The following is a 22,463-nucleotide window of genomic DNA, read 5'->3' as shown; positions in this document are numbered from 1 at the left end:
AGTCGGTGCCCCTTTTTCCTTGGTCGATAGGGATTTGTAAAATTTTTCCTATCGACATAAGTGAAACGACGGCTCTGCTGTCGCCAAAGGCTCGGCAATCGCCGAGTTTTCCAAACAAATGGAAGTGACAAACGAAAAAGCTTCGTCCCGGACGGGTGACGAGGCCGAACTTTCTCAACTTTTTTTGCTACGGGGGGATTGACGTGGAATTGCAGCAAATACTGGCGATGCTCGTCTGGACAGTTGCTGGCGGCATTCTGCTGTTTTTGTTGATGTGGATTGATACGCTTTTTACAAAATACAAGGATATTGCTGAAATCAAAAAAGGCAACGTAGCGGTCACGACGCGATTTGTGATGAAGCTGTTTGCCCAAGGGTACATTTTGGCCCAGTCCATTTCGAATGCAAACGATCTGTGGATCGCGCTTCTCGTATCGGTGCTATCATTTATTATCTTGCTCTTGTTGGAGAAAATCGCCGAGCTGTTGTTGAAAACCTTTACCGGACTTGACCTGGAGCGCGGAACCCAGCAAGGCATGGTAGGACATGCCATGGTGGCGGGCTCGCTGCACGTGGTCGGTGCCCTCATCCTGGGCGCATTGGTCTAGGAAAGGCGTAGGAAGGAGTAGGACCTGATGAGTTTGTTCAAACGCATTAAAAACTTGCTTGCCAAGCATGAGCCGCCTGCACCGGAAAAGAGCATCCTGACAGTAGGACCCGGTGACGTGGTGGAAGTTTCGCTTGTCACCTACCAGGTCACGGGCAAGGCGACCAATGCGAGCCGCAACGCGACGATGCTGACTTTGCAGGATGGAATGACCATCCGCTATTTATACATGGAAGAACGCGAAAAAACGGTGTATCAGCTGTACAGCGCCATCGACGGCCGCCTCGATTCGGTGGACGAGGTGCCGACCACGATTGAAATGGACGATGTAACGTACCATCTGGAGGAGCAGTACAACGGAAGAGTCCAGGTAGTCGGAAAAACGCCGTTTCATACGTCCGGCGAGCAGTACATTTGGCAGTTCCAGTCCGACGGCCGCGAGTTGCTGCGGATTGAATGGCAGGACGGAAGATTCATGCTGTATGAGGGAGAGGCGGTATTGCCAGCGGATGTGCAGGTACTTCGCGGAACGTAAGGAGGGGTGGGCATGCCGAACTTTTTGATGAAATGGATCAAGGCCCTGCTGATCTTGTCTGTCTTCCTGCTGATCGTTGCTAACTTCGACAGTCCTGCGATTGGCGACAGCTATCCGCTGGAATCGGTCTCCACCAAGGAGAATGGGCAAACATCGCGCATTTACCGCGCCGAAGGCAAGACCGTGCCAGAAGTGGCCAAGGAGCTTTCGGAACTGAGGCAGCCGGACGAGATTTCCAAAGAAGATGCCGAGCATATGTTTCTCATCTACTCTGACGAGCTGTACCATTTGCAGCGAGATCAGGCGAAGCCGTCCGACACGCTGATCGAGGTCGATTCGAAGGAGTACGTCCGGGAAAACTACGATTCGTCCTTTTTACAGGGCTACATTTTGGCCAGCGTCCTCGATGACCTGTTCGATGGACATAAAAAAAGCTCGACCGGCAGCTATCGCGGCTATTCGAGCAAGGACATCTACAAGCCGTCAGGCAGTTACCACGTACCGTCCGAGGCAGAGAAAAAGGCGGCGCCGCCGATCACGAAGGAAGGCACGGGCAGCATTACAAAGCGCAGTGACAGCAAAAAGAACAGTAGCACCAAAGTCGGCCAGGACGGCAATCTGTTCAAAAAGCAGGATACGTCGTCTGGCGGAAGCACGGGTAAAATTGTTCGCTCGTCCGACAGCAGCTCGTCCGTTTCCCCAAAGAAATCGTCGGTGTTTTCCAAGCCAAAAAGCAAGTCGCCGCCGCGCACGAAAGCAGGAAGCTCAGGCAGAATTACGAAACGCAGATAAGAGTAAGGTCAAGACAAACCCGCTGATAAGGCGGGTTTTTTGAGCGAAGTACCAATAGGTGTCGATTATTTTAGATTAGCATTCCTAGCCAAGCTCAGTTGCCTAGGCTAAAAAACATGGTCGACAGATACGGCGATACAAGCCAAATCAGTGAAACAGTGCCTCTCTGTTATACCCGTATGCTCCAGTTCTAATTTATCCCTATCTTATAGACGAATGTAAAGTTCTAGAATAGAAAAAAATGATTCATCACCATAACCCGTGCTAGACATTGAAAAAACGCAGATGTTCCTTTATCGTGGGAGTTGTCGAGACAACCACTGAAAAGGAGGAAATCTGCGTTGTGCCTTGATTTTAGCACAGACTTTATCAGACTTCCATCATTCCATCTCACACATTGGGAAAAAACAAAGGAAACGGATTGGATCGCTGTTCTGGAACCGCATTCTGCCTGTCATCTTTGTCCGATCTGCCTCGGAGCCAGTACCAACCATGCACGTCCTGGACGGCGTATTCTTCGTCATCGTTTCGTTCCTTCTTGGGGGACCGTCTGGGTATCCGTTCCCGTGTATCGCCAGCGCTGTGCTAGTTGTATGCTTACATGGACAGTGGAATGGAACGGTATCCCGCCTCGAGGATCCGTGACCTCTGCTTTTCAAGAGATGGCGGTGGATATGTGCCGCAGTCGGGATTTGCTCTCGGTTGCCAAGCAATTGAGTGTGGCCTACTCGACACTCGAACGCTGGTACTACCAACTGGCCCCCCAACGCCTTGCTCAACCAAAAGAACATGAAGCTCCTGAAGTGGTCTGTCTGGATGAGTTTGCTCTGCAAAAAGGACATAAGTATGGCGTGAACCTCATGGATGCTCAAACCGGTCATATCTGGCAAGTCACAGAAGGACGTTCACGTGAACAAGTACGAAACGCGCTGCAGCAATGGCCTTTTCGTAAGGCTCCCCATGTAGTTGTCACGGATTTGGCTCCAGGAATGGCTGAAACCGTACGCCAGGTCTGGAAGCATACCCTTGTGGTAGCAGATAAATTTCACGTGATCCAGCTTTTCTCTAAAGCGTTGGAAGCTACCCGAAAACGCACTCATGCTCGTGGAACACATCGTCGGGGCAGACATGAGCAACGCCTGCTCCATACGATCCCTGACAAGCTGAAGCCCGAAGAGCTTCAGGAACTGAAGATTTGGTTAGCAGAAGATCCACATCTGGAACGACTCTACTTTGCGCTTCAAGACATAAGAACCGTGTATGCCGTTGAAACCCAAGAGGCAGGGGAGGAAGCGCTTCAGAAATGGATTGTCGACCATCTCTATTCTCCGACTCCTGCGGTTCGTTCCATTGCCAAAACGATTGTCCAGTGGCAAGAGCCCATTCAGCATTATTTTTCCTTTCGGGTAACGAATGCCAAGATTGAAGGGACACACAACAAAGTGAAGGTAATCAAACGAAGAGCCTACGGCTACCGCAATCTAGAGAGATTCAAGATTCGCATTAGACTGGAGTGTAAACCGGCTACATAACTACGAAAAACTGCGATAGAGGGAGATCAAGCACGTTTTATGGTGAAGAGCTAAAAAAATACAGGAAAATATTGACTAACGCAATTTTTTGGTAAAAATAGTATTTGGAGTATTAAATTAACGGAAAGAGAAGGGTTCAAAGAAGAGAGATTTTGGAAGTTACTCAAAAAATCATATATGGGAGGTAAGAGGATAGGATGAATAATAAGAAAAAAGTGGTCAGTATGATGTTAGGAGCCTTGCTAGTTTGTTCCTCATTTACTTCACAAGCTTTTGCTGCAGACACCAAAAAGGTTACAGATAAGTTTGAAGAGAGTTATACAGTGGAAACTTTTGAGAATTTTACAAAGAGTGGTTATGAGCAACATGATACAATTTTAACATATTTTAATGATGGCAGTTTCACTCATGTAGACGAGGTAACCATATATAATGAGGCGGATGAGATAATTGATTCTTACGTGATTGAAGAATCTTCAAAGCCAAAGATAAAAGGCAAGAAGCCACTAGCGTTGCATTAATATAACCAGAACAAACACAATATTCAGTATTTTTATATTGAATATGGAAGACACAAAAAAATCCTTTACAATGGAATGGTCAGGTAGTTTCTGTCCAAATCCACTGAAAGGATTACATGTATGGACAAGAATACCTTATTTTCGTCATTTGGTAAATGGGTTTCGCCTATTTTTTCGAAACGTTTTTTTGAAGATTTGGCTTCTAGTGATCACGACAAGTACGTCAAAAAGCTGACGACCTCCGCCTATCTCCTGTTGTTTCTGCATGCTCACCTTCAGCAGCGAGAAGGATTACGGGCGATTGCAGATGACGCGTTAGGAAGGAAATTTCAACAAGAACTTGGCTTTACCTCGATCAGTCCTTCCCAACTTTCACGCAAGCATCAGCAGTCTCATTCCAACCTGTTACAACGTGTGTTCAGGGACTTGGTTCAACGGATTCGGCTATGCTCTCTTCCCCCAGCGATGAAACGTGATTTTCGCATCGTAGATGCGACCACGATCCCTTTGTGCCTCCATACATACAAGTGGGCGACCTTTCGTGAGACAAAAGCGGGAGTAAAACTTCACTTCCGGGTCGCATTTGCTTCTTCAGAAGACGTTTATCCGGAAAGGGTACAACTGACGCCAGCACGTGTTCATGACCGGACTCAACTCGATACGCTCGTAGACCATCCGGGTACAACGTATGTGTTTGATCGAGGATTTGTAGACTACGCCAAGTTTGACGCGTTCTGCGAACGCCGGATCTTCTTCGTTACGCGAGTAAAGAAGAAGGCAGCTATCCGGTATCTGTTTGATCGTCCGGTTTCCGAAGGGAGTTCCATCAAAAGAGATGGTTATGTACAAATGGGGACACAGCAAAAGCGAATGAAACATGTCCTTCGCCTCATAGAGACAACCGATTCACAGGGAAATCCCCTCCTGCTGATCACGAATCGATGGGAGTTATCTGCCGAAGAAATCAGCGAGATGTATCGGAGTCGCTGGGCCATTGAAATCTTCTTTAAATGGTTGAAGCAACACGTGAAAATCACTTCGTTTTACGGAAAAAGCCAAGAAGCGGTTCTGAACCAAGTGTTCATTGCCCTGATCGCCTTTTGCTTACTTCTCTTGGCCAAAATCTTCTCTGCTTGCCAAGAAAGCTTGTTGCAAATCTATCGGTGGTTACGTGTGATGCTCTGGGAGGATAGCCGAATCTGGTGGGAGCGATTAACCTCGAAACGAAGAAAGCCTGATCCATAAGCAGGAAGGAAACGGTTGTGTAGCATCTGGTTTAAGTGTATATAAATGCCAAATGGACGGAACTACCTTTGTGGGTCACTCCGTTCTTTAGCCATTTGGAAGTGGAATTCAGTTCGGAAAAATCAGTTTATTAATCCTGGCGATTTTTATGCAACGCTAGTGACTTGCTGTGTATTTAAAGGATTTAGTTGTTAGGTTTAATAATCTCGATTTGATATTGAATTCTCCAGTTATTACCCGAAATAAACTGTGAAACGGTGATGCAGATGTTTTTAAGAAAAATAACTCCTTTCTTATTCTGTCTTCTGTTAGTTGCTTGTACAAACGCTAGTGTAAGTAATGATGATTTACAAAAACTTAGCTTTCAAGTATTCTTGCCAGACTACTTACCTGATGGTTTTCATGAGCAAAAAAGAATTTTGGATTTGAAAGAGGAGTCTCTTCTGATCTCGTATGGAAACGGCGAGAATTACATTGAATTATTTCAAACAAAGAAATCGGATTACGATTATCACCAGATGATTCAGTGGTTCGCAAGCGCAGACTCAAAAGGAGTGGACAAGGAGTTTGAACGAGTCGAGGACTATGTGATTAGTATGGATAGCTCGTTAAAAAAACAAGGTGTATGGGATGTAGTAATACTCCCCAGTCAGGATTTGAGCGGAAATAATATTCAGTACAATGAACTGAATTATTATCATGTACAATCAAATGTAAACAATGAAGAGGAACTGAAAAAATTCATAAAAAGCCTTAAAAAAATAAATTGATTGGCAGTTGATGCTGCCATATGTATTTGGCAAACGAAAAGTGCAGAGTTTGGCAATGAGCGATCTTCACGATTATGCAGCCGAAAAGGCGAGAGCGTAAAAAGTTTTGTGTAAATGGTTAAACTTCCCATTAAGGAGATGATCATTTATGCAAGACAAAAGAGACATGACGATCAAGGAGTTAGCGAAGGATTGCCGTACCATCGAAGACGTGCACACCATGCTGAAAGATTTGTTCCGTGACACCATCCAGCAGTTGTTTGAAGCTGAAATGGATGCCCATTTGGGCTATACCAAACATAGTACCGATGGGGATCATTCAGGAAATAGTCGGAATGGGTATAGTAAAAAGACGCTAAAGACAAAGTTCGGGAACACAGAAATTCGTGTGCCTCGTGACCGTAACGGCGAATTTGAACCTCACATTGTGAAGAAGCATGAAACTACCACAAATGGCTTGGAGGAGCAAATTATCGCACTCTATGCTAAAGGAATGTCTACACGAGACATTGAGGAACACATGAAGGATCTGTACGGAATCGATGTATCTCCTGCGATGGTTAGCAAGGTGACCGACAAGATTATGCCAATGGTGGCAGAATGGCAATGCAGACCGCTGGATCGGGTTTACCCCATCGTGTTTCTGGATGCCATCCATTTTAAAGTCCGTCAAGAAAATCGAATCGTCAACAAAGCAGCTTACAGCGTTCTCGGCATTTCGATGTCTGGTCATAAGGACATTTTGGGCATCTGGATCGGCGAGCACGAAAGTGCGAGCTTCTGGCTCAATGTGTGCACAGATCTGAAAAGTCGTGGTGTAGAAGATATCTTGATTGCCTGCAAGGATGGACTGGCGGGCTTCTCCGAAGCAATCAACGCAGCGTTCCCAAGAACCCAGATTCAATTGTGCGTCATTCACCAGATTCGCAACTCGATGAAATATGTACCGTTCAAGGAAGAAAAGGCCGTTTTGGCAGATTTAAAAAAAGTCTATCAAGCTCTTACGCTGGAAGAGGCCGAATCAGCATTTGCTATGTTCAAAGACAAGTGGGGGAAGAAGTATCCCATCATTATTCGCTCCTGGGAAAGCAACTGGCTTGAATTGACCGCCTATTTCAGCTATCCCCCAGAAATCCGTAAGATGATTTATACAACGAATATTATTGAGGGGTATCATCGGCAACTTCGTAAGGTCACCAAAACAAAAACGGCGTATCCAACCGACGATGCCTTACGGAAAATCATCTATCTGGCAACCATGGAGGCTTCAAAGAAATGGACCATGCCCCTTCGAAGTTGGAAAGAATGTATATCGCAACTGGCCATCCATTTTGGAGACCGCTTGCAAGGGGAACTGTCCGCATAAAGGGGCTGTTGGGTCGGCTTGACATGGAGCCTCTGCGGGCATGATTCTTTGCGATTGGGCGATGCCTGTAAATCATGCATCGCATGGCTGACGAGCCTATCATGCCCGCCCCTCCATGTAAAGCCGTTGAAGTAGCCATTCACCTGTTAAAAACCCATTTACACAAAAAAATTTACATTCCCGAAAAGGCGGTATACCAATGTTTCGCAAGGGGATTAAGTCTATCATGCCCGCCTCTCCATGTAAAGCCTAGTGAATTGCCATTGTATCAAAAACGGTTGCCAAACTCTGCACTTTTTTGCCGTATACAGCCCTATCAACTATAGTCGTGAAAAAAGTCCGTCGCTTACGTGTTCTTATGACAGCAAGCACGGACTTTTTTACGTGCGAAAAAAGGCTCACTCGAAAAAAGCAGTAGTCCTGCCTAACAGAATCGCTTGTTTCCCTCGTGTTTTGCAATCATTTTTCATAAAGCAAAGCATAGTTATTCTGTTGTCTTTGTAAATTGTAAAGTACGCGAAGAAGAGGGGGACAAAAGCGTGTCAGCCTTCGACTTGTGAAAGCGATTTCCAAAGCGGCTTTCTCGACTTTTGTTTGGCAGTGACGAAAACATGATTGTTGATCGACAAAAGAAGAAGGGATGTGCGCCCAGCGTTCGACAGCCTTTGTTTGCAGCTTTCGCTATGATGAGCTTGTGCATAGACAAAGACGATCCGTAAGCGGGGAGCGGAAGGGAAACTTGGCGGAAAGGAGCGCATCACGATGCTGGAAAAAATTTTGGAATTGCGTGCACAATCCAAATCGATTGCGGAAATAGCCAAAGAATGCGGCTTGACCATAGGCCAGGTAAAATACCGTCTGCAAAAAGACAGAGCGAAGGCGGAGCGTGTGTCACAGGAGAACCGACAGACGACTTCGCAATCATCCCGGCAAGACGGGGGGTGGCGGCTGCCGGACTTTTACGGGCGCGATGTCGTCAAGGTGATGGTGCAAGGTCCGACCGTCCTGTTCGTCTACTGGGAAATCACCTGGCCGCGAATGAGAATGGTGGCATCGTACTTGCGGGCAGATTTTCACCATATTCAAAAGGGATTGCGCCTGTACGACGTGACGGAACGGCTGTTTGATGGCACAAACGCCCATTCCACAAGAGACATTTTGGTCAACGAAGATGCACACCACTGGTACGTGTACGACGTGTTGCCAGGGCGAACGTATATCGTCGATTTCGGTTTGTTTGAGCATGGTCGCTTTTGTCCGATTTTGCGCTCGGACGTGGTCGTGACTCCGCGAAATACGAAAGCGGCCTGGGGTGAGCCGTTGGTGGAGCCTGCACCTGATCCTTCTACACCTGCCTGGTTTGAGAACTTTTCCTCTTATTCCCTCTATTCCAAAACATCCAAATAAGTGAGGTGGCCACAGTGCACAACGGTTATCTCTCCCTCGTGCTGCATGCCCACATGCCTTACGTACGGCACGGGGACCGGGACGATCGCCTGGAGGAGCGCTGGATGTACGAAGCCATGCTGGAATGCTACATCCCGCTGCTCATGGTATTTGACAAGCTTCTTTCGGACAAAATCGCGTTTCGCATGACGCTTGCCTTGTCTCCTACCTTGCTGTCGATGCTCGACGACGAGCTGATCGTGGCGCGGTTTCGTGCGCATCTCGCCAAAACGGTGGAACTGGCAGGCAAAGAAGTCAAGCGCGCGGCGAACAACCCGCAAGAACAGCGGCTCGCCAAAATGTACCTGGAACGGTTTCGCGGGATCGCCTCGTTTTGCAGCAAGCTGGATTACCGGCTGGTCGAAGGCTTCAAGCGGGTGGCAGACAGCGGTTGCCTGGAGTTGATTACATGCGCGGCGACACACGCGTTTTTGCCTTTTGTGGAGACGGAGGAAGCGATTTTGGCGCAGCTGCGGACAGGGATTGACACCCACGAACGTATCCTCGGCAGGCGCCCGCGCGGAATCTGGCTGCCGGAGTGCGGCTATACGCCAGGGCTGGATCGGCTGCTGAAAGAGGTAGGGCTGCACTACTTTTTCGTCGACTCCCACACGATCGAGCACGCGACGCCGCTGCCGCGAAGAGGCGTTCTGGCTCCGCTCTGCACGCCGCATGACGTGGCCGCGTTTGCCAGAGATGAAGCTGCTTCCAGCCAGGTGTGGAGCTCCATAAACGGCTATCCCGGCGATTACGATTACCGGGAATATTACCGGGATATTGGGTTTGAAAGAGAAATGAGCTATATCGAGCCGTACATTCATCCTGCCGGCATCCGCATACATACCGGATTGAAATACCACCGCATTACAGGTCCCCATGGGGAAAAGCAGCTGTATGAGCCAGACTGGGCGCGGGAAAAGGCCGCTTCGCATGCCGGGCACTTCCTGTACCAACGGGAGTGTCAGGTCGAAGCGGCGGCAGCGTGGATGGACCGCAAGCCGCTGGTTGTTGCGACATACGATGCCGAGCTGTTCGGGCATTGGTGGTACGAGGGGCCGCAATTTCTCGACTTTTTGCTGCGCAAGACCGCGTGCGATTCAGAGAAGGTGAAGCTGATTACCCCCTCGGAGTACCTCGCCGAATACCCTGAGCAGGACCGCGGATTTTTGCCGATGTCGACCTGGGGACGCAACGGCTACGGGGAAGTGTGGCTGAATGAAAAAAACGGCTGGATCTATCGGCATCTGCATCAGGCAGAGCGCGACTTGATTGAGGCGGTTAGCGATTTTTACGAGAACGGCGGGGAGGAGCCAGCGTATCGCGAGCTTGCCAGCCGCGCCTTGCGCCAGGCGGCCAGAGAGCTGATGCTGGCACAAAGCAGCGACTGGGCGTTCATCATGGATGGGCAAACCGTCGTCGAATACGCGGTGCGCCGGACCCACGATCACCTGGCGGGCATGCGCGAGCTGCTCGCGATGCTTCGCGAAAACAGGCTGGATGAAGCGAAAATTGCCGAGATGGAGACGGCTTTCCCGATTTTTCCCCACATCGATGAAACGTACTATTTGCCTAAACAGGCGCATAGAGTGAACGTATCTCGTCAGCTTGTTGCGGCAAGCAAAGGGCCGGAGCCATCCGGAGTCGTCCTGATGCTGGCCTGGGAATTTCCGCCGCTCGTCGTGGGCGGGCTGGGCCGCGCCGTCTACGATCTCGCCCGGCATCTGGTGCGCCAGGGCCTGGAGGTGCATGTGCTGACCCGGGCAGCGGACGGGAACATGGCAGAGGAAGTCATGGATGGCGTTCGCGTACACCGTCTGCCCACTTACATCCCTGCAGAGCAGGAAGATTTTCTGTCGTGGGTGTTCCAGCTTAACCTGGCGATGACAGATGCCACCGAGCGGTTGTGGCACAAAGGCGTGCGGCCTGACATCATTCACGCCCATGACTGGCTGGTCGGCTGGGCGGCCATGGAAATCAGGGAGCGCTACTCGCTGCCGCTCATCAGCACGATCCACGCCCTGGAGCACGGACGGCACCAAGGGATTCACACGCCTTTGCAGGAGCGGATTCACGAGAGCGAGCGAACGCTGGCCCACGCTTCGGATCGGGTCATTGTTTGCAGTCACTACATGGCAGAGGAAGTGCGGCGGCTGTTCGACCTCCCCGAGGCGAAGCTGCGCGTCATATACAACGGTGTCGATCTCGCATTGCCGCCAGCGTTTGACAAAGGCAGGCTGCGTGAAGAGCTGGCGATTGGCGACGGCCCTATCCTCTTTTTCGTCGGTCGTCTGGTGCAGGAAAAAGGAGTGCACCTGCTACTCGAAGCGATGGCCAGACTGCGCTACGAGTTCGGTCACGCCACGCTGCTCATTGCGGGGAAAGGGCCGATGCAAGGGCACTGGCAGCGGCGCGCGGAAGAGATGGGCATAGCGGATCGTGTGAAGTTTCTCGGCTTTGTCGACGACGCGCGGCGTGACCAACTGTTTTTGCTGGCTGATCTCGCGGTTTTTCCCAGTTTGTATGAGCCGTTTGGCATCGTGGCTCTGGAAGCGATGGCGTTGGGAGTGCCTGTTTTGGTGGCTGATACGGGCGGGCTTCGCGAAATCGTCCGGCACGGAGAAAACGGGGCGACGATGTACGCGGGAAATCCCGATTCACTCACCGACCAGCTCCGCTGGCTTTTGCAGGACCCGGAAAAACGGCGTCAGATGGCGCAAGCAGCGCAACACGACGTCTTGCACCGTTACAACTGGGCGACTTTGGCGATTCAGACCATGGAGGAATACCGGGCGCTTGGCGTGCAACGCCTGACGCTTTCGGAGAGATAGGCTCAAACCGTGCAGGATCGCAACGATGATGAAGGAGGAAGGTAATAAGATGAAGGCAGTTATTATGGCTGGTGGAAAAGGAACACGACTACGTCCGTTAACGTCCCATACTCCCAAACCAATGGTGCCACTCTTGAACCGGCCGTGCATGGAGTACACGATCGAGCTGCTGAAAAAGCACGGAATTACAGAGATAGCCGTCACACTCCAGTACCTGCCTGATGTCATTCGCGATACGTTTGGCGATGGTTCGCGCTACGGTGTTTCGCTCGTTTACTTTGAAGAGACGACGCCACTCGGAACGGCGGGCAGTGTGAAAAATTGCGCCGATTTTCTCGACGAACGCTTCCTCGTCATCAGCGGGGATACGCTCACAGACATGGATCTGTCGGCGGCGATCCGCTTCCATGAGCAAAATGAAGCATTGGCTACGCTGATTCTCACCCGTGTGGAGACACCTTTGGAGTTTGGCGTCGTCATGACGGATGAGCGGGGACGCATTACCCGTTTCCTGGAAAAGCCAAGCTGGGCGGAAGTGTTCAGCGATACGGTCAACACCGGGATGTACGTCTGCGAGCCGGAAGTGCTGTCTTATATAGAAGCAGAAAAAGAAGTCGATTTCAGCAAAGATATTTTTCCGTACTTTTTACAGGAGCAAAAACCGCTCTACGGTTACGAGGCGAGCGGGTACTGGTCGGACATTGGATCCCTGGAAGTATATCGGCAGGCACAGTTCGACCTGCTGGACGGCCGTGTCAATCTGGAGATCAAAGCGCAGGAAATTGCCCCGCGCATTTTTCTGGAAAATCACGTCCGTGTCGACTCTTCCGTTCGCCTGGAGGGGCCGGTTTATATCAGTGAAAATGTACACTTGCAGGCGGGAGTGGCGGTCGGGCCATATACCGTGCTCGGAGACAACACGGTCGTCTCCTCGGGAAGCAAGCTGTCGCGAGCCATTCTCTGGGAGAACAACGTGATCGGAAAAAAGACGGAGATCAGCGGAACGACGCTCTGCCGCAATGTGCGCATTGCCGATTGCGTGCAAACAGGAGACGGCGCGGTCATCGGCGACAATTGCCTGATCGGAGCCAAATCCGTCGTGAAGGCAGGCGTGAAGATTTGGCCGGACAAGGAAGTGGGCGAAAGCGCGATTGTAACGACTTCGCTCATCTACGGCAGGAAGCAGACGAAACATTTGTTCGGAAACAGCGGCATCAAAGGCATGGCCAATGTCGACATCACGCCGGAGTTCGTGACGCGGCTTGCTGCCGCTTACGCCTATCTGCACAAGCCCGGCAGCAAAATTGCGCTGTCTGCATGCCCGAACCCTTTTGCCCAACTGCTCAAGCACAGCATCATGACGAGCTTGTGCTCCTCGGGAATGGATACGGTCGATCTCGGCGTGGGAAATGCACCGCTCATCCGCTACGGCGTCCGTTCGCTTGTGTGCGTCGGCGGCATCCATCTGTTCATGAGCGAAACGGCCGAGGAAAAAGAGATCGTCCTCCAGTTCTTCGACCAGAAAGGACTGCCGATCTCGCGCGACATGAAGCGGAAAATCGAAAATGCCTACTGGCAGGAGACGTATGTGCGCAACCTGCACCATTTGGGCGCGTTGCATGTCGAGCATCAGGTCCAGGAAGCCTACTTGCGCGCCTTGGTTGAGCAGTTTGATGTACCGTCCATCCAGCGCCAGCGTTTTCACCTGTTGATCGACAGCGAGCAGCGGTTTTTCCCGGGCTTTCTCGCCCCGCTGTTTCACGAGCTGGGCGTGACGGTCACGTATGGAGCAATCCAGGACGGCATCAGCAAAAACAAAGCCGATCTTGGCATTCGTCTGGATAAAAATGGAGAAACGTTCGTCTTGTTCACCGAGGAAGGCGCGAAGCTCTCGACGGAGCAGTTGCTCGCCTTGCAGCTTCTGGCGTGCAGCGGCCGCCACAAACGGATCGGATTGCCAGTCAGCGCGCCAGCCGAGCTGGAGCACCTCGCCGGGCTGCTGCAAATCGAGGTCGTGCGGACGAAAGTAACGCCGCGCGCCATGATGGAGGCGGCATCCGACGAGCGTTTCCATCCGCTGTTTGACGCGGTGTACAGCCTGATGAGCATCCTGTCCTACCTGGCCCGGGAGAAAAAGCCGCTCAGCGTGCTCTTGAAGCTTCTGCCCGCGTGCCACATGGAGCGCAAAACGGTTTTTTGTCCATGGGGAGCGAAAGGCAAAGTCATGCGCAAGGTGCTGGAGGAAAACAAAGGCAAGCTGCTGGAGCTTGTGGACGGGATCAAGGTTTACGATACGAACGGCTGGGTGCTGATTTTGCCTGACTCGGAAGATTCGCACGTCAAGGTCATCTCGCAAGGAGCGACGGCCGAAACGGCGGCAACGCTCGCCTCCTCCTACGCCAGACGGATTGCAGAGTATCAATGAAGGAAGGATGTGAAGGCATGCCAAGACCGCTCGTCGTCGGGAACGGGAAGCTTTTGATTAATTTTGACGACAGGCTGCACATGCGCGATCTTTACTATCCATATGTAGGCCAACTGAATCATGTCGGCGGACATTTCAGCAAGCTGGGAATCTGGGTGCAGGGACGGTTTTCCTGGCTCGATGAGGACGGCTGGAAGCGGCAGCTTGGCTATGATCGGGAGTCGCTGGTGACAGATGTTCATGCCCATCATGAGCATCTGGCCGTCTCCTTGCAGATCGCAGATGGCGTGCACCAGCGCGAGCCGATTTATTTGAAAAAAGTATGCGTCCGCAACCATATCGACGAGGTGCGGGAAATCAGGCTGTTTTTCAATCACGATTTCAGCCTTAACGAGACGGAAGTCGGGGATACCGCCGTGTACGACCCGATTCTTTGCACCGTTTACCACTACAAACGCAATGTGTACGTGATGGCCAACGGAAAAACACCGGAAGGCGGGATCGACCAGTTCAGCGTCGGTATCAAGCGGTTCAACTATGCGGAAGGAACGTGGCGCGACGCCGAGGATGGAGTGCTCGCCGGCAATCCGATTGCGCAAGGCTCCGTGGACAGTACGATTTCCTTTCGCCTCGTTTTGCAGCCGCACGAGGAAAAAACGATGTACTACTGGCTGTGCGTCGGGAATTCGTACGACGCCGTGAGAACGTTGAACCAGTACGTGCTGGACAACGGCCCGGATCGGCTGTTGGAGCGGGTGGCTGTGTACTGGCGGCGCTGGGTGAACAAGGAAGAGCGGGATTTCGCCGACCTTCCCCCCGAGGTCGTCCATCTGTACAAGACCAGCCTGCTTCTCGTGCGCACGCAGATCGACCAGAACGGAGCGATTCTCGCGGCGAACGACTCCGACATTCTCCAGTTTAACCGTGACCACTACAGCTACATGTGGCCGCGGGACGGGGCGCTGATCGCAAGCGCCATGGCGAAGGCCGGATATACGGGAACGGTCGCTCCGTTTTTCACATTTTGCGCAAAAGCCTTGAACGAAGACGGCTATTTGCAGCACAAGTACAACCCGGACGGCTCAGTCGGCTCCAGCTGGCATCCGTACATCGTAGACGGCGAAGTCCAGCTCCCGATTCAGGAGGATGAAACGGCCCTTGTTCTGTACGCCCTCTGGGAGCAGTACAAGAGCGGCAAGCAAATTGAAGACTGCCAGGCGCTGTACCCGACACTGGTTCGTCCGGCCGCACGCTTTTTGCTGGAGTACGTTCACCCCGCCTTGGGATTGCCGAAGCCAAGCTATGACTTGTGGGAGGAGCGACGCGGCATCTTCACGTTCACGAGCGCCGCGGTGTACGCAGGCTTGATGGCTGCCGCGCGGTTTGCGCAGCTGTTCGGCGACGACCACAGGTACAAGCGCTACGAGGAAGGTGCGAAAAGCATTCGCGCTGCCATGGAAAAGCATTTGTACGATCCTGGCATCGGCCGCTTTTTGCGCGGCATTTACTTGCGCCCGGGTGGTAGCGTGGAAAAAGATTTTACCGTGGAGAGCAGCCTGCACGCGCTGTTTGCGCTCGATGTTTTCCCGGTGGACGATCCGCGCGTCCAGCGGACGATGGAGGCCGTGAAAAAAAGCCTGCGGGTCGACACGGAGGTAGGCGGCTTCGCCCGCTACCAGGGCGACTACTACTTCAAAAAGTCGCACGATATTGCCAGAGTGCCGGGAAACCCGTGGATCATCTGCACGCTGTGGGTGGCGGATTGGGAGATCGCCAAGGCCAAATCGCTTGCAGAACTGCAAGAGCCGAAAAACAGGCTTCTTTGGGTCGTGCGCCATTCGCTGCAAAGCGGGGTGCTGTCCGAGCAGCTTGACCCGTATTCGGGTGCCCCCGTATCGGTTGCGCCTTTGACCTGGTCTCATGCTACGTTCGTGGCTACTGTTCTGAATTATTTGGAAAAAGTGAATGAGTTGCGCTAACGAGGGGAGAGAGGAAGATGACCGCAATCCGTTTCGGTACAGATGGCTGGCGAGACATCGTGGCGGACGGCTTTACGATGGAAAATGTCCGCATCGTCGCGCAAGCTATCGCCAGCTATACAAAAGAAATCGGCCAGCAGGAACAGCCCATTCTGGTCGGGCATGACACGCGTTTTCTCGGTCGGCGATTTGCCGAGGAAATCGTCCGCGTGCTTGCGGCCAACAAGATTCGCTCCTACCTGGTCAACGAGGCGGCCCCGACGCCTGCTGTCGCCTTCGGGGTCAAGCATTTTGCCGCCAGTGGAGCGATCATGGTCACCGCCAGCCACAATCCGCCTGAGTACAACGGCATCAAGTACATTCCCGAGTACGCAGGCCCGGCGACGCCCGAAATCACCGCCCGGCTGGAAGCGTGGATCAACGAGATCGCATCCGCCAAAAAGGTGCCGACGGTTTCTTTGGCAGATGCGACCAGAGACGGGCTTTTGCAAGTGATCGTGCTGCGTCCCCATTACGAGGCGCATCTGCGGCGCATGGTCAACCTGGACATGTTGCGCGGGTCGTCCCTGCATGTCGTGGTGGACGCGATGCACGGGGCAGGCATGGGGTATGTCAGCTCGCTTCTCGCGGAAGCCGGGGTAAAGACGGCCGCAATCCGGGAAACGCCCGACGCGGCTTTCGGCGGCGATTTGCCCGAGCCAAACGACAAGCACCTTGGCTTGCTGAAAAAAGAAGTGCTGGAGCGCAAGGCGACGCTGGGGCTTGCCAACGACGGCGACGCGGATCGGTTCGGCGTCGTGGATCGGTTTGGACAGTACATTCCGCCAAACGATGTACTCGTCCTGCTGACCCATCATCTGGTGAAAAACCGCAAGCTGACCGGGCGAATCGTGCGCACGGTAGCGACGACGCATTTGCTCGACCGCATGGCAGAGCATTACGGGCTGGAGTTGGTAGAGACGCCAGTCGGCTTCAAGTACATCGGGGAGCAAATGCGCAAGGGAGACGTCCTGATCGGTGGAGAAGAGAGCGGAGGGGCCAGTATACTCGGCCATATCCCGGAAAAAGACGGGGTACTCATCAATCTGCTGCTTGCAGAACTGGTCGCCCACGAAAACAAGGAGATCGACCAGATTTTGCGTGAGCTGTACGATCAATTCGGCGAGCTGTTCCATACGCGCCTCGACATGCGGCTTGCGGAAAAAGACAAGTGGATCTCGCAAATGGTGACGACGCCGCCTGCAAGGGTCGGACCGTATGCGGTGCAAGGAATCAACAGAATGGACGGGATCAAGCTGCTTCTGGAAGAAGGGCACTGGGTGCTCATTCGTCCTTCGGGCACGGAGCCGCTGGTGCGCATCTACTGCGAAGCGACGAACGCGACCGCGCTTTCCAGGCTGCAGGAAGCGATCCAGGACTGGTTTTCGGAAATCAATGTATGAAAAGTTGTCAGGAAGAACGGGCACGAAGCTGCATCGTTCTTCTTTTTGCGTTTACGGTCCGTCTGGAGTTTTGCTAGAATCAACTTATGAAGTCGGTATATAAGATGAAAGATGGGGACCTATGCGCATTGACCGAGAAGTGTTGCAAGCTTTTTTGAAAGAAGTAAAGGTAGAAAGCCAGTCGCCTGTCGATCCTGTCGTTGTCTTGCACACGCCCTATCCGTGGGAGTTGGTCGGTACCGGCAATTACGCCGCTGTCTTTGCCCATCCCGACTATCCGCGTGTGGTCATCAAGCTGTACGCGCCTGGCCGACCAGGCTGGGAGCAGGAGATCGAGGTGTACAAGAAGCTCGGAAAGACGCGCTCGTTTCCGATGATGTACGACTATGGCGAACGCTATCTCGTCATCAAGCGAGTCAACGGCATTTCCCTGTTCGACTGCGTTCGCTTTGGCATCCCGATCCCGCCCCAGGTGATCGAGGACGTGGAGCAGGCATTGAAGGAAGCGCGCGAAAAAGGGCTGTACCCGCACGACGTCCACGGCAAAAACGTGCTGATGGACCGGGGGCGGGGGTATCTTATTGACGTCTCGGACTACTACAAAAACGTCCCGGACAGCAAATGGCGGGATTTGCGCAAGGCGTACTACAAGATATACCTTCCGTTTTTGAAGGACCGTGGCTGGAAAATTCCGTTGTGGGTGCTCAACGGGGTGCGCAAAGGGTATCGGCTGTACAAAAAGGCGAGGCGCTTGTTCACGTAAGCGCACTCTGGTAAAATGAGCATTTGACATTGTGTTTTCATGGCTGGTCGAAGCAGATGAAGGAGGACATTCCCTTGTTGTATTTTCTAATTGCGGCTGTGATTATCGGACTGGATCAGTGGACCAAGCACCTTGTAGTGAACAATATGGAGCGGGGAGAATCCATCCCGCTGATCGCGGATGTGTTTCATCTCACCTCGCACCGCAACATGGGGGCCGCGTTTGGCATTTTGCAAAATCAGCGCTGGCTCTTTATTGTCATTACGGTTGTCGTCGTCGTCGGCATCGTGGTTTCGCTGATTCGCCTTGGCAAAAAACAGCCGCGCGCATCTCTGGCATTGTCCCTCGTGTTGGGCGGAGCCATCGGTAACTTTATCGACCGCGCAACGACTGGACAAGTCGTGGACTTTTTGGATTTCACCCTGATTAACTTCCCGATTTTCAACGTCGCGGACATGGCCATTACCATCGGCGTCGGCATCTTGCTGCTGGATGTTTTCCTGGAAGGCAGGAAAAGCGGACGGTAATGCTGTTGTTTGGTGATACTAGACGAGTACGGACAGTAACTTTGTTAAGGAGACAAACATGAACGACACGCAATTGTTTGAACGTTATGATTGGAACGTGGAGCCTGAGGATGCAGGCGAGCGGATCGACAAGTTCATCACGCTGCAAAATGATGACTGGTCGCGCTCGCAGGTGCAGGCGTGGATCAAGGAAGGCCGCGTAACGGTAAACGGGGAGCCGGTCAAGAACAATTACAAGCTGCAGACAGAAGACGAGGTTACGCTGCGCGTTCCGCCACCAAAGGAAATGGCGATCAAGCCGGAGCCGATGCCGCTTGAGATCGTCTACGAGGACAGCGATGTCGTCGTCGTCAACAAGCCGCGCGGACTGGTCGTGCACCCGGCTCCGGGTCATTACAGCGGCACGCTCGTCAACGGACTTTTGGCACACTGCAAAGATTTGTCCGGCATTAACGGCGTCCTTCGTCCGGGGATCGTGCACCGCATCGACAAGGATACGTCAGGGCTGCTGATGGTCGCAAAGAACGACAAGGCGCATATCGGCCTGGCCGAACAGTTGAAGGAGCACTCTGTGACGCGCACGTATGTCGCGATCGTCCACGGGGTCATTCCGCACGAGGTGGGCACAATCGACGCGCCAATCGGACGCGATCCGAAAAATCGCCAGCAGATGGCGGTCGTCTTTGAAAACAGCAAACCTGCTGTGACGCATTTTATCGTACTGGAGCGCTTCAAGGAATACACGCTGGTGGAGTTGAAGCTGGAGACGGGGCGAACACACCAAATTCGCGTCCACATGAAATACATCGGCTATCCGCTGGCGGGCGATCCGAAGTACGGACCGAAAAACACGCTGGAGATCGACGGACAGGCCCTGCATGCGAAGACGCTCGGCTTCACCCACCCGCGCACGCAGGAGCGGCTGGAGTTCGAGGCGCCGATGCCAAAAGATTTGACCGATCTTATCGATTTTCTCAGACAGGCTTAAAAAGAGACGGGAGGAAGGCAAGTGCTGAAAAGACTGGCGCATGTGACACTGTACGTTCGCGATTGCGAGGAAGCTCTGCAGTTTTACACGGAAAAGCTCGGCTTTGAAAAACGGATGGATACGCGCATGGACGACGGCTCGCGCTGGTTGACGGTCGGCCTTCCCGGTCAGGAGCCGGAGATCGTGCTGCATGATCCTACCCATTGGCATCGGGAGGAAATCGCCCGGGAGATGCTTGCGGCTGTTGGCAAAAACCCGATGTGGGTATGGGAGACGGACGATTTTTGGCAGACGTATGAAACGATGCGCGAGCGCGGCGTGAAGTTTGTCAGCGAGCCTGTCGAAGTCGTCTACGGGACGGAAGCAATTTTTGAGGATTTGTACGGCAACCGCTTTTTGCTGCTTGCCCCTGCTAGCTTGTGATTGTACATAAAGGTTTTGCGATGCGAAAACGCTAGAAGAAGGAAGCCGCTTTTTCTGGCGTTTTTTTCAAATACTGTCCTGGTGAGGAGAGGATTCGATGAAGGGAACATGGCGCAAAGTAACTTGTGTGGCGGCGATGCTCGGCATGCTGACGCTTGCGGGCGGGCAGTCCCTGGCAGCCGAACAGAGGGAGCTTCCGACGAGAAGCAACAAGGAAGTGACCGTCCCGGCGCAAATCGCCTTTACGAGCAATCAGCAGTTGTTTGTTTTGAATCTGCAGGACAAAAACGGCACGCCAAAGCCGATTACGAAAGACGGGCTGGCGGAAATCGTCGGCTGGTCCGGTGATGGCCAATGGCTTTTGTTCGTGCAATACAAAGGAGATAGCCGTTATTCCGCTCCCGGCTACTTGTGGCTCGTCCGCGCGGATGGCAGCGGAGCGGTTCAGCTCGACGACAGGCCCGTGACAGGCGTGCCGAAATGGTCGCCGAAAAGGAACCAGGTGGCTTATACCGTCGAGATCGGTAGCGGCGAGCAGTCGCGAACCGTGCTCGTGCTCAAAGACATCCGCGACAATGGAGAAGTGGTCAGAGGAGCCGAGACGCCTGCCGAATTTTACGACTTTACCTGGATGCCCGACGGAGAAGCGCTTTTGACCTCCACAGCGGCGGGGAAAAACCGTCCGATGACGTTTGTCCTGCAAAATCTGGCCGGACAGCCATTGGCTACTTATCCGATTGCAGAACCGCCCAATGGCGAAGAAGACATCTACGGGCTGGCGGCCACGAAAATGAAGGTATCGCCCGACGGCCAACTCGTCGCCTACTATGTGCAATACAATGCTGCTTCGTTGTCAGCGGACGGCGTGCCGATCCAGTTGTTTAACTTGAAGCAGCCAGCGAAAAAGCCGATCGAGCTGGGCACAGGCCTGGCTTACCCGCAGTGGCTCGCCTGGACGGCGAACAGCCAGCAGCTCGCCTTCATCGACGGTACGGACCGGATGGCGACGCAAAACAAACAGTTGAAGCTGGCAGGTCGCGACGGAAAAGTCGTCTCGGCGAGTCCGGCTGACAGCGTGGACACGTATCCGGTCTGGTCAGCAAAGCCGCCGTACACGCTGTTTTTCTCCAGAGGAAAAGCGACAAACCATGCGTTTGATACTGACAAGATGATGGTTCCTGGCCAACGCATCTGGACAAGGAATGCAAACGGCGCAGAACAGCCTCTGACAAAAGGTGCGGAGCAAACAGCTGATTATTATCCGTCTCCGTCACCGGATGGAAGCAAGCTTTTGTTCCTGCGGCTCGACCAGGTCGATAGCGGTTCGCTTTTCTATCAGGCAGACGGAAAAGAAAGCGAGCTGGTCAAAGGCATTACCGGAGATATTGGCTACTACGGCAACTACTTGCCGGAATGGATCGCTGTCTATTGGAATAGTTAGATTTCTTTCTATTGCGTTGACACCGGGCTTGTTTCGTGACATAATCCTAATTGACGAAAGGAACCTTTAAATCCAGTCCAGTGAGGCTGGCAAGGGCACGGATCGACAATCAGGCATGGCGCAAGCTGGCCTCTTTGTCCTAAGGCTTCTTGTCTCCTGACAAGGAGCCTTTTTTCGTAAAGCCACAGTTCCCGTCGAGGAGGGATCGAGATGATTAACAAAAGTGTCATCATGGATGAAGCGGCCATCCGCCGCGCGCTTACTCGCATCGCCCACGAAATTATCGAGCGAAACAAGGGTGTCGAGGACTGTATCATCGTTGGCATCAAGACCAGAGGGATTTACCTCGCGAAGCGTCTGGTCGAAAGAATCGAGATGATCGAAAACGTCAAAGTACCAGTCGGTGAGCTGGACATTACGTTTTACCGCGATGATCTCCAGCACAAATCGGAAGACGCGGTTCTGCAAGGCGCGCAGCTTCCGGAGCAAATCACAGGAAAAACCGTCATTCTCGTGGATGACGTTCTCTATACGGGACGGACGGTACGCGCCGCTTTGGATGCGTTGATCGACAGCGGGCGTCCGCGGATGATTCAACTGGCGGTACTCGTTGACCGTGGTCATCGCGAGTTGCCGATTCGCCCGGATTTCGTTGGAAAAAATTTGCCGACAGCACGCACCGAAATCGTCGATGTGCAATTGTCGGAGGTAGACTTGATGGATATTGTATCCATCCGCCAACTCATCTAAATAAAGGAACCCTCTTTAATAGCGATCCCGTGAGGTCGACAAGAGGCAGGAATCTTCCCATGCGCATATGGTGAAGCTGGCCT

At 52.7% G+C, this 22,463-nt stretch carries 19 protein-coding genes; all 19 read left to right on the top strand.

Annotated elements, in window-relative coordinates; all coding sequences use genetic code 11:
- The first annotated feature begins 203 nt into the window (after window positions 1-203).
- Window positions 204-608 (top strand): DUF350 domain-containing protein, encoded by a 405-nt coding sequence (locus AAFJ72_RS13875; RefSeq protein WP_432774382.1) that lies wholly within the window; start codon window positions 204-206, stop codon window positions 606-608.
- Window positions 609-635: 27 nt separating this feature from the next.
- On the top strand, window positions 636-1,142 hold the full coding sequence (locus AAFJ72_RS13870; protein WP_432774381.1) for a DUF4178 domain-containing protein: 507 nt from the start codon (window positions 636-638) through the stop codon (window positions 1,140-1,142).
- A gap of 12 nt (window positions 1,143-1,154) precedes the next feature.
- On the top strand, window positions 1,155-1,934 hold the full coding sequence (locus AAFJ72_RS13865; protein WP_432774380.1) for a DUF4247 domain-containing protein: 780 nt from the start codon (window positions 1,155-1,157) through the stop codon (window positions 1,932-1,934).
- Window positions 1,935-2,275: 341 nt separating this feature from the next.
- Window positions 2,276-3,466 carry an ISL3 family transposase gene (locus AAFJ72_RS13860; RefSeq protein ID WP_432774250.1) on the top strand — a complete coding sequence of 397 codons (1,191 nt, stop codon included), beginning with the start codon at window positions 2,276-2,278 and terminating at the stop codon, window positions 3,464-3,466.
- Window positions 3,467-3,663: 197 nt separating this feature from the next.
- Window positions 3,664-3,987 carry a hypothetical protein gene (locus AAFJ72_RS13855; RefSeq protein ID WP_432774379.1) on the top strand — a complete coding sequence of 108 codons (324 nt, stop codon included), beginning with the start codon at window positions 3,664-3,666 and terminating at the stop codon, window positions 3,985-3,987.
- 120 nt (window positions 3,988-4,107) lie between these two features.
- Window positions 4,108-5,232, top strand: coding sequence for an IS4 family transposase (locus AAFJ72_RS13850; protein WP_432774378.1), 1,125 nt, complete (start codon window positions 4,108-4,110; stop codon window positions 5,230-5,232).
- Between the two features lie 266 nt (window positions 5,233-5,498).
- Window positions 5,499-6,002 (top strand): hypothetical protein, encoded by a 504-nt coding sequence (locus AAFJ72_RS13845; RefSeq protein WP_122905859.1) that lies wholly within the window; start codon window positions 5,499-5,501, stop codon window positions 6,000-6,002.
- A 148-nt stretch (window positions 6,003-6,150) separates the two neighbouring features.
- Window positions 6,151-7,368, top strand: a complete 1,218-nt coding sequence (locus AAFJ72_RS13840) for an IS256 family transposase (protein WP_003842338.1) — start codon at window positions 6,151-6,153, stop codon at window positions 7,366-7,368.
- Between the two features lie 762 nt (window positions 7,369-8,130).
- Window positions 8,131-8,775 (top strand): DUF4912 domain-containing protein, encoded by a 645-nt coding sequence (locus AAFJ72_RS13835; RefSeq protein ID WP_432774377.1) that lies wholly within the window; start codon window positions 8,131-8,133, stop codon window positions 8,773-8,775.
- Between the two features lie 14 nt (window positions 8,776-8,789).
- Window positions 8,790-11,642 (top strand): 1,4-alpha-glucan branching protein domain-containing protein, encoded by a 2,853-nt coding sequence (locus AAFJ72_RS13830; protein WP_432774376.1) that lies wholly within the window; start codon window positions 8,790-8,792, stop codon window positions 11,640-11,642.
- A gap of 49 nt (window positions 11,643-11,691) precedes the next feature.
- Entirely contained in the window at window positions 11,692-14,067 is a 2,376-nt protein-coding gene (locus AAFJ72_RS13825) for a sugar phosphate nucleotidyltransferase (protein ID WP_432774375.1), read from the top strand.
- Window positions 14,068-14,084: 17 nt separating this feature from the next.
- A complete protein-coding gene (locus tag AAFJ72_RS13820) occupies window positions 14,085-16,046 on the top strand; it encodes a glycoside hydrolase family 15 protein (protein ID WP_432774374.1) in 1,962 nt (653 codons plus the stop codon).
- A 17-nt stretch (window positions 16,047-16,063) separates the two neighbouring features.
- A complete protein-coding gene (locus AAFJ72_RS13815) occupies window positions 16,064-17,488 on the top strand; it encodes a phosphoglucomutase/phosphomannomutase family protein (RefSeq protein ID WP_432774373.1) in 1,425 nt (474 codons plus the stop codon).
- A gap of 121 nt (window positions 17,489-17,609) precedes the next feature.
- Window positions 17,610-18,251 carry a serine/threonine-protein kinase gene (locus tag AAFJ72_RS13810; protein WP_122905853.1) on the top strand — a complete coding sequence of 214 codons (642 nt, stop codon included), beginning with the start codon at window positions 17,610-17,612 and terminating at the stop codon, window positions 18,249-18,251.
- Between the two features lie 74 nt (window positions 18,252-18,325).
- The gene (gene lspA / locus AAFJ72_RS13805) at window positions 18,326-18,778 is read left to right on the top strand and encodes a signal peptidase II (protein ID WP_122905852.1); all 453 of its coding nucleotides are present in this window, start codon (window positions 18,326-18,328) and stop codon (window positions 18,776-18,778) included.
- Between the two features lie 58 nt (window positions 18,779-18,836).
- The gene (locus tag AAFJ72_RS13800) at window positions 18,837-19,766 is read left to right on the top strand and encodes an RluA family pseudouridine synthase (protein WP_432774372.1); all 930 of its coding nucleotides are present in this window, start codon (window positions 18,837-18,839) and stop codon (window positions 19,764-19,766) included.
- A gap of 21 nt (window positions 19,767-19,787) precedes the next feature.
- A complete protein-coding gene (locus tag AAFJ72_RS13795) occupies window positions 19,788-20,189 on the top strand; it encodes a VOC family protein (RefSeq protein ID WP_122905850.1) in 402 nt (133 codons plus the stop codon).
- 97 nt (window positions 20,190-20,286) lie between these two features.
- On the top strand, window positions 20,287-21,630 hold the full coding sequence (locus tag AAFJ72_RS13790) for a TolB family protein (protein ID WP_432774371.1): 1,344 nt from the start codon (window positions 20,287-20,289) through the stop codon (window positions 21,628-21,630).
- A gap of 210 nt (window positions 21,631-21,840) precedes the next feature.
- Window positions 21,841-22,380: a bifunctional pyr operon transcriptional regulator/uracil phosphoribosyltransferase PyrR gene (pyrR, locus tag AAFJ72_RS13785; RefSeq protein WP_122905848.1), complete on the top strand. Its 540-nt coding sequence runs from the start codon at window positions 21,841-21,843 to the stop codon at window positions 22,378-22,380.
- Window positions 22,381-22,463: the final 83 nt, after the last annotated feature.

This window comes from Brevibacillus gelatini (genome assembly GCF_050920745.1).
GTDB lineage: Bacteria > Bacillota > Bacilli > Brevibacillales > Brevibacillaceae > Brevibacillus > Brevibacillus gelatini.
The sequence above is the reverse complement of the archived record's forward strand: the minus strand, read 5'-3'. Positions and strand labels throughout refer to the sequence as shown.

Coding starts and splice junctions, on each gene's coding strand:
- AAFJ72_RS13800 (WP_432774372.1), top strand. CDS start 18,837: ATGAACGACACGCAATTGTTTGAACGTTATGATTGGAACGTGGAGCCT.
- AAFJ72_RS13840 (WP_003842338.1), top strand. CDS start 6,151: ATGCAAGACAAAAGAGACATGACGATCAAGGAGTTAGCGAAGGATTGC.
- AAFJ72_RS13845 (WP_122905859.1), top strand. CDS start 5,499: ATGTTTTTAAGAAAAATAACTCCTTTCTTATTCTGTCTTCTGTTAGTT.
- AAFJ72_RS13835 (WP_432774377.1), top strand. CDS start 8,131: ATGCTGGAAAAAATTTTGGAATTGCGTGCACAATCCAAATCGATTGCG.
- AAFJ72_RS13855 (WP_432774379.1), top strand. CDS start 3,664: ATGAATAATAAGAAAAAAGTGGTCAGTATGATGTTAGGAGCCTTGCTA.
- pyrR (WP_122905848.1), top strand. CDS start 21,841: ATGATTAACAAAAGTGTCATCATGGATGAAGCGGCCATCCGCCGCGCG.
- AAFJ72_RS13870 (WP_432774381.1), top strand. CDS start 636: ATGAGTTTGTTCAAACGCATTAAAAACTTGCTTGCCAAGCATGAGCCG.
- AAFJ72_RS13815 (WP_432774373.1), top strand. CDS start 16,064: ATGACCGCAATCCGTTTCGGTACAGATGGCTGGCGAGACATCGTGGCG.
- AAFJ72_RS13820 (WP_432774374.1), top strand. CDS start 14,085: ATGCCAAGACCGCTCGTCGTCGGGAACGGGAAGCTTTTGATTAATTTT.
- AAFJ72_RS13865 (WP_432774380.1), top strand. CDS start 1,155: ATGCCGAACTTTTTGATGAAATGGATCAAGGCCCTGCTGATCTTGTCT.
- AAFJ72_RS13810 (WP_122905853.1), top strand. CDS start 17,610: ATGCGCATTGACCGAGAAGTGTTGCAAGCTTTTTTGAAAGAAGTAAAG.
- AAFJ72_RS13790 (WP_432774371.1), top strand. CDS start 20,287: ATGAAGGGAACATGGCGCAAAGTAACTTGTGTGGCGGCGATGCTCGGC.
- AAFJ72_RS13825 (WP_432774375.1), top strand. CDS start 11,692: ATGAAGGCAGTTATTATGGCTGGTGGAAAAGGAACACGACTACGTCCG.
- AAFJ72_RS13850 (WP_432774378.1), top strand. CDS start 4,108: ATGGACAAGAATACCTTATTTTCGTCATTTGGTAAATGGGTTTCGCCT.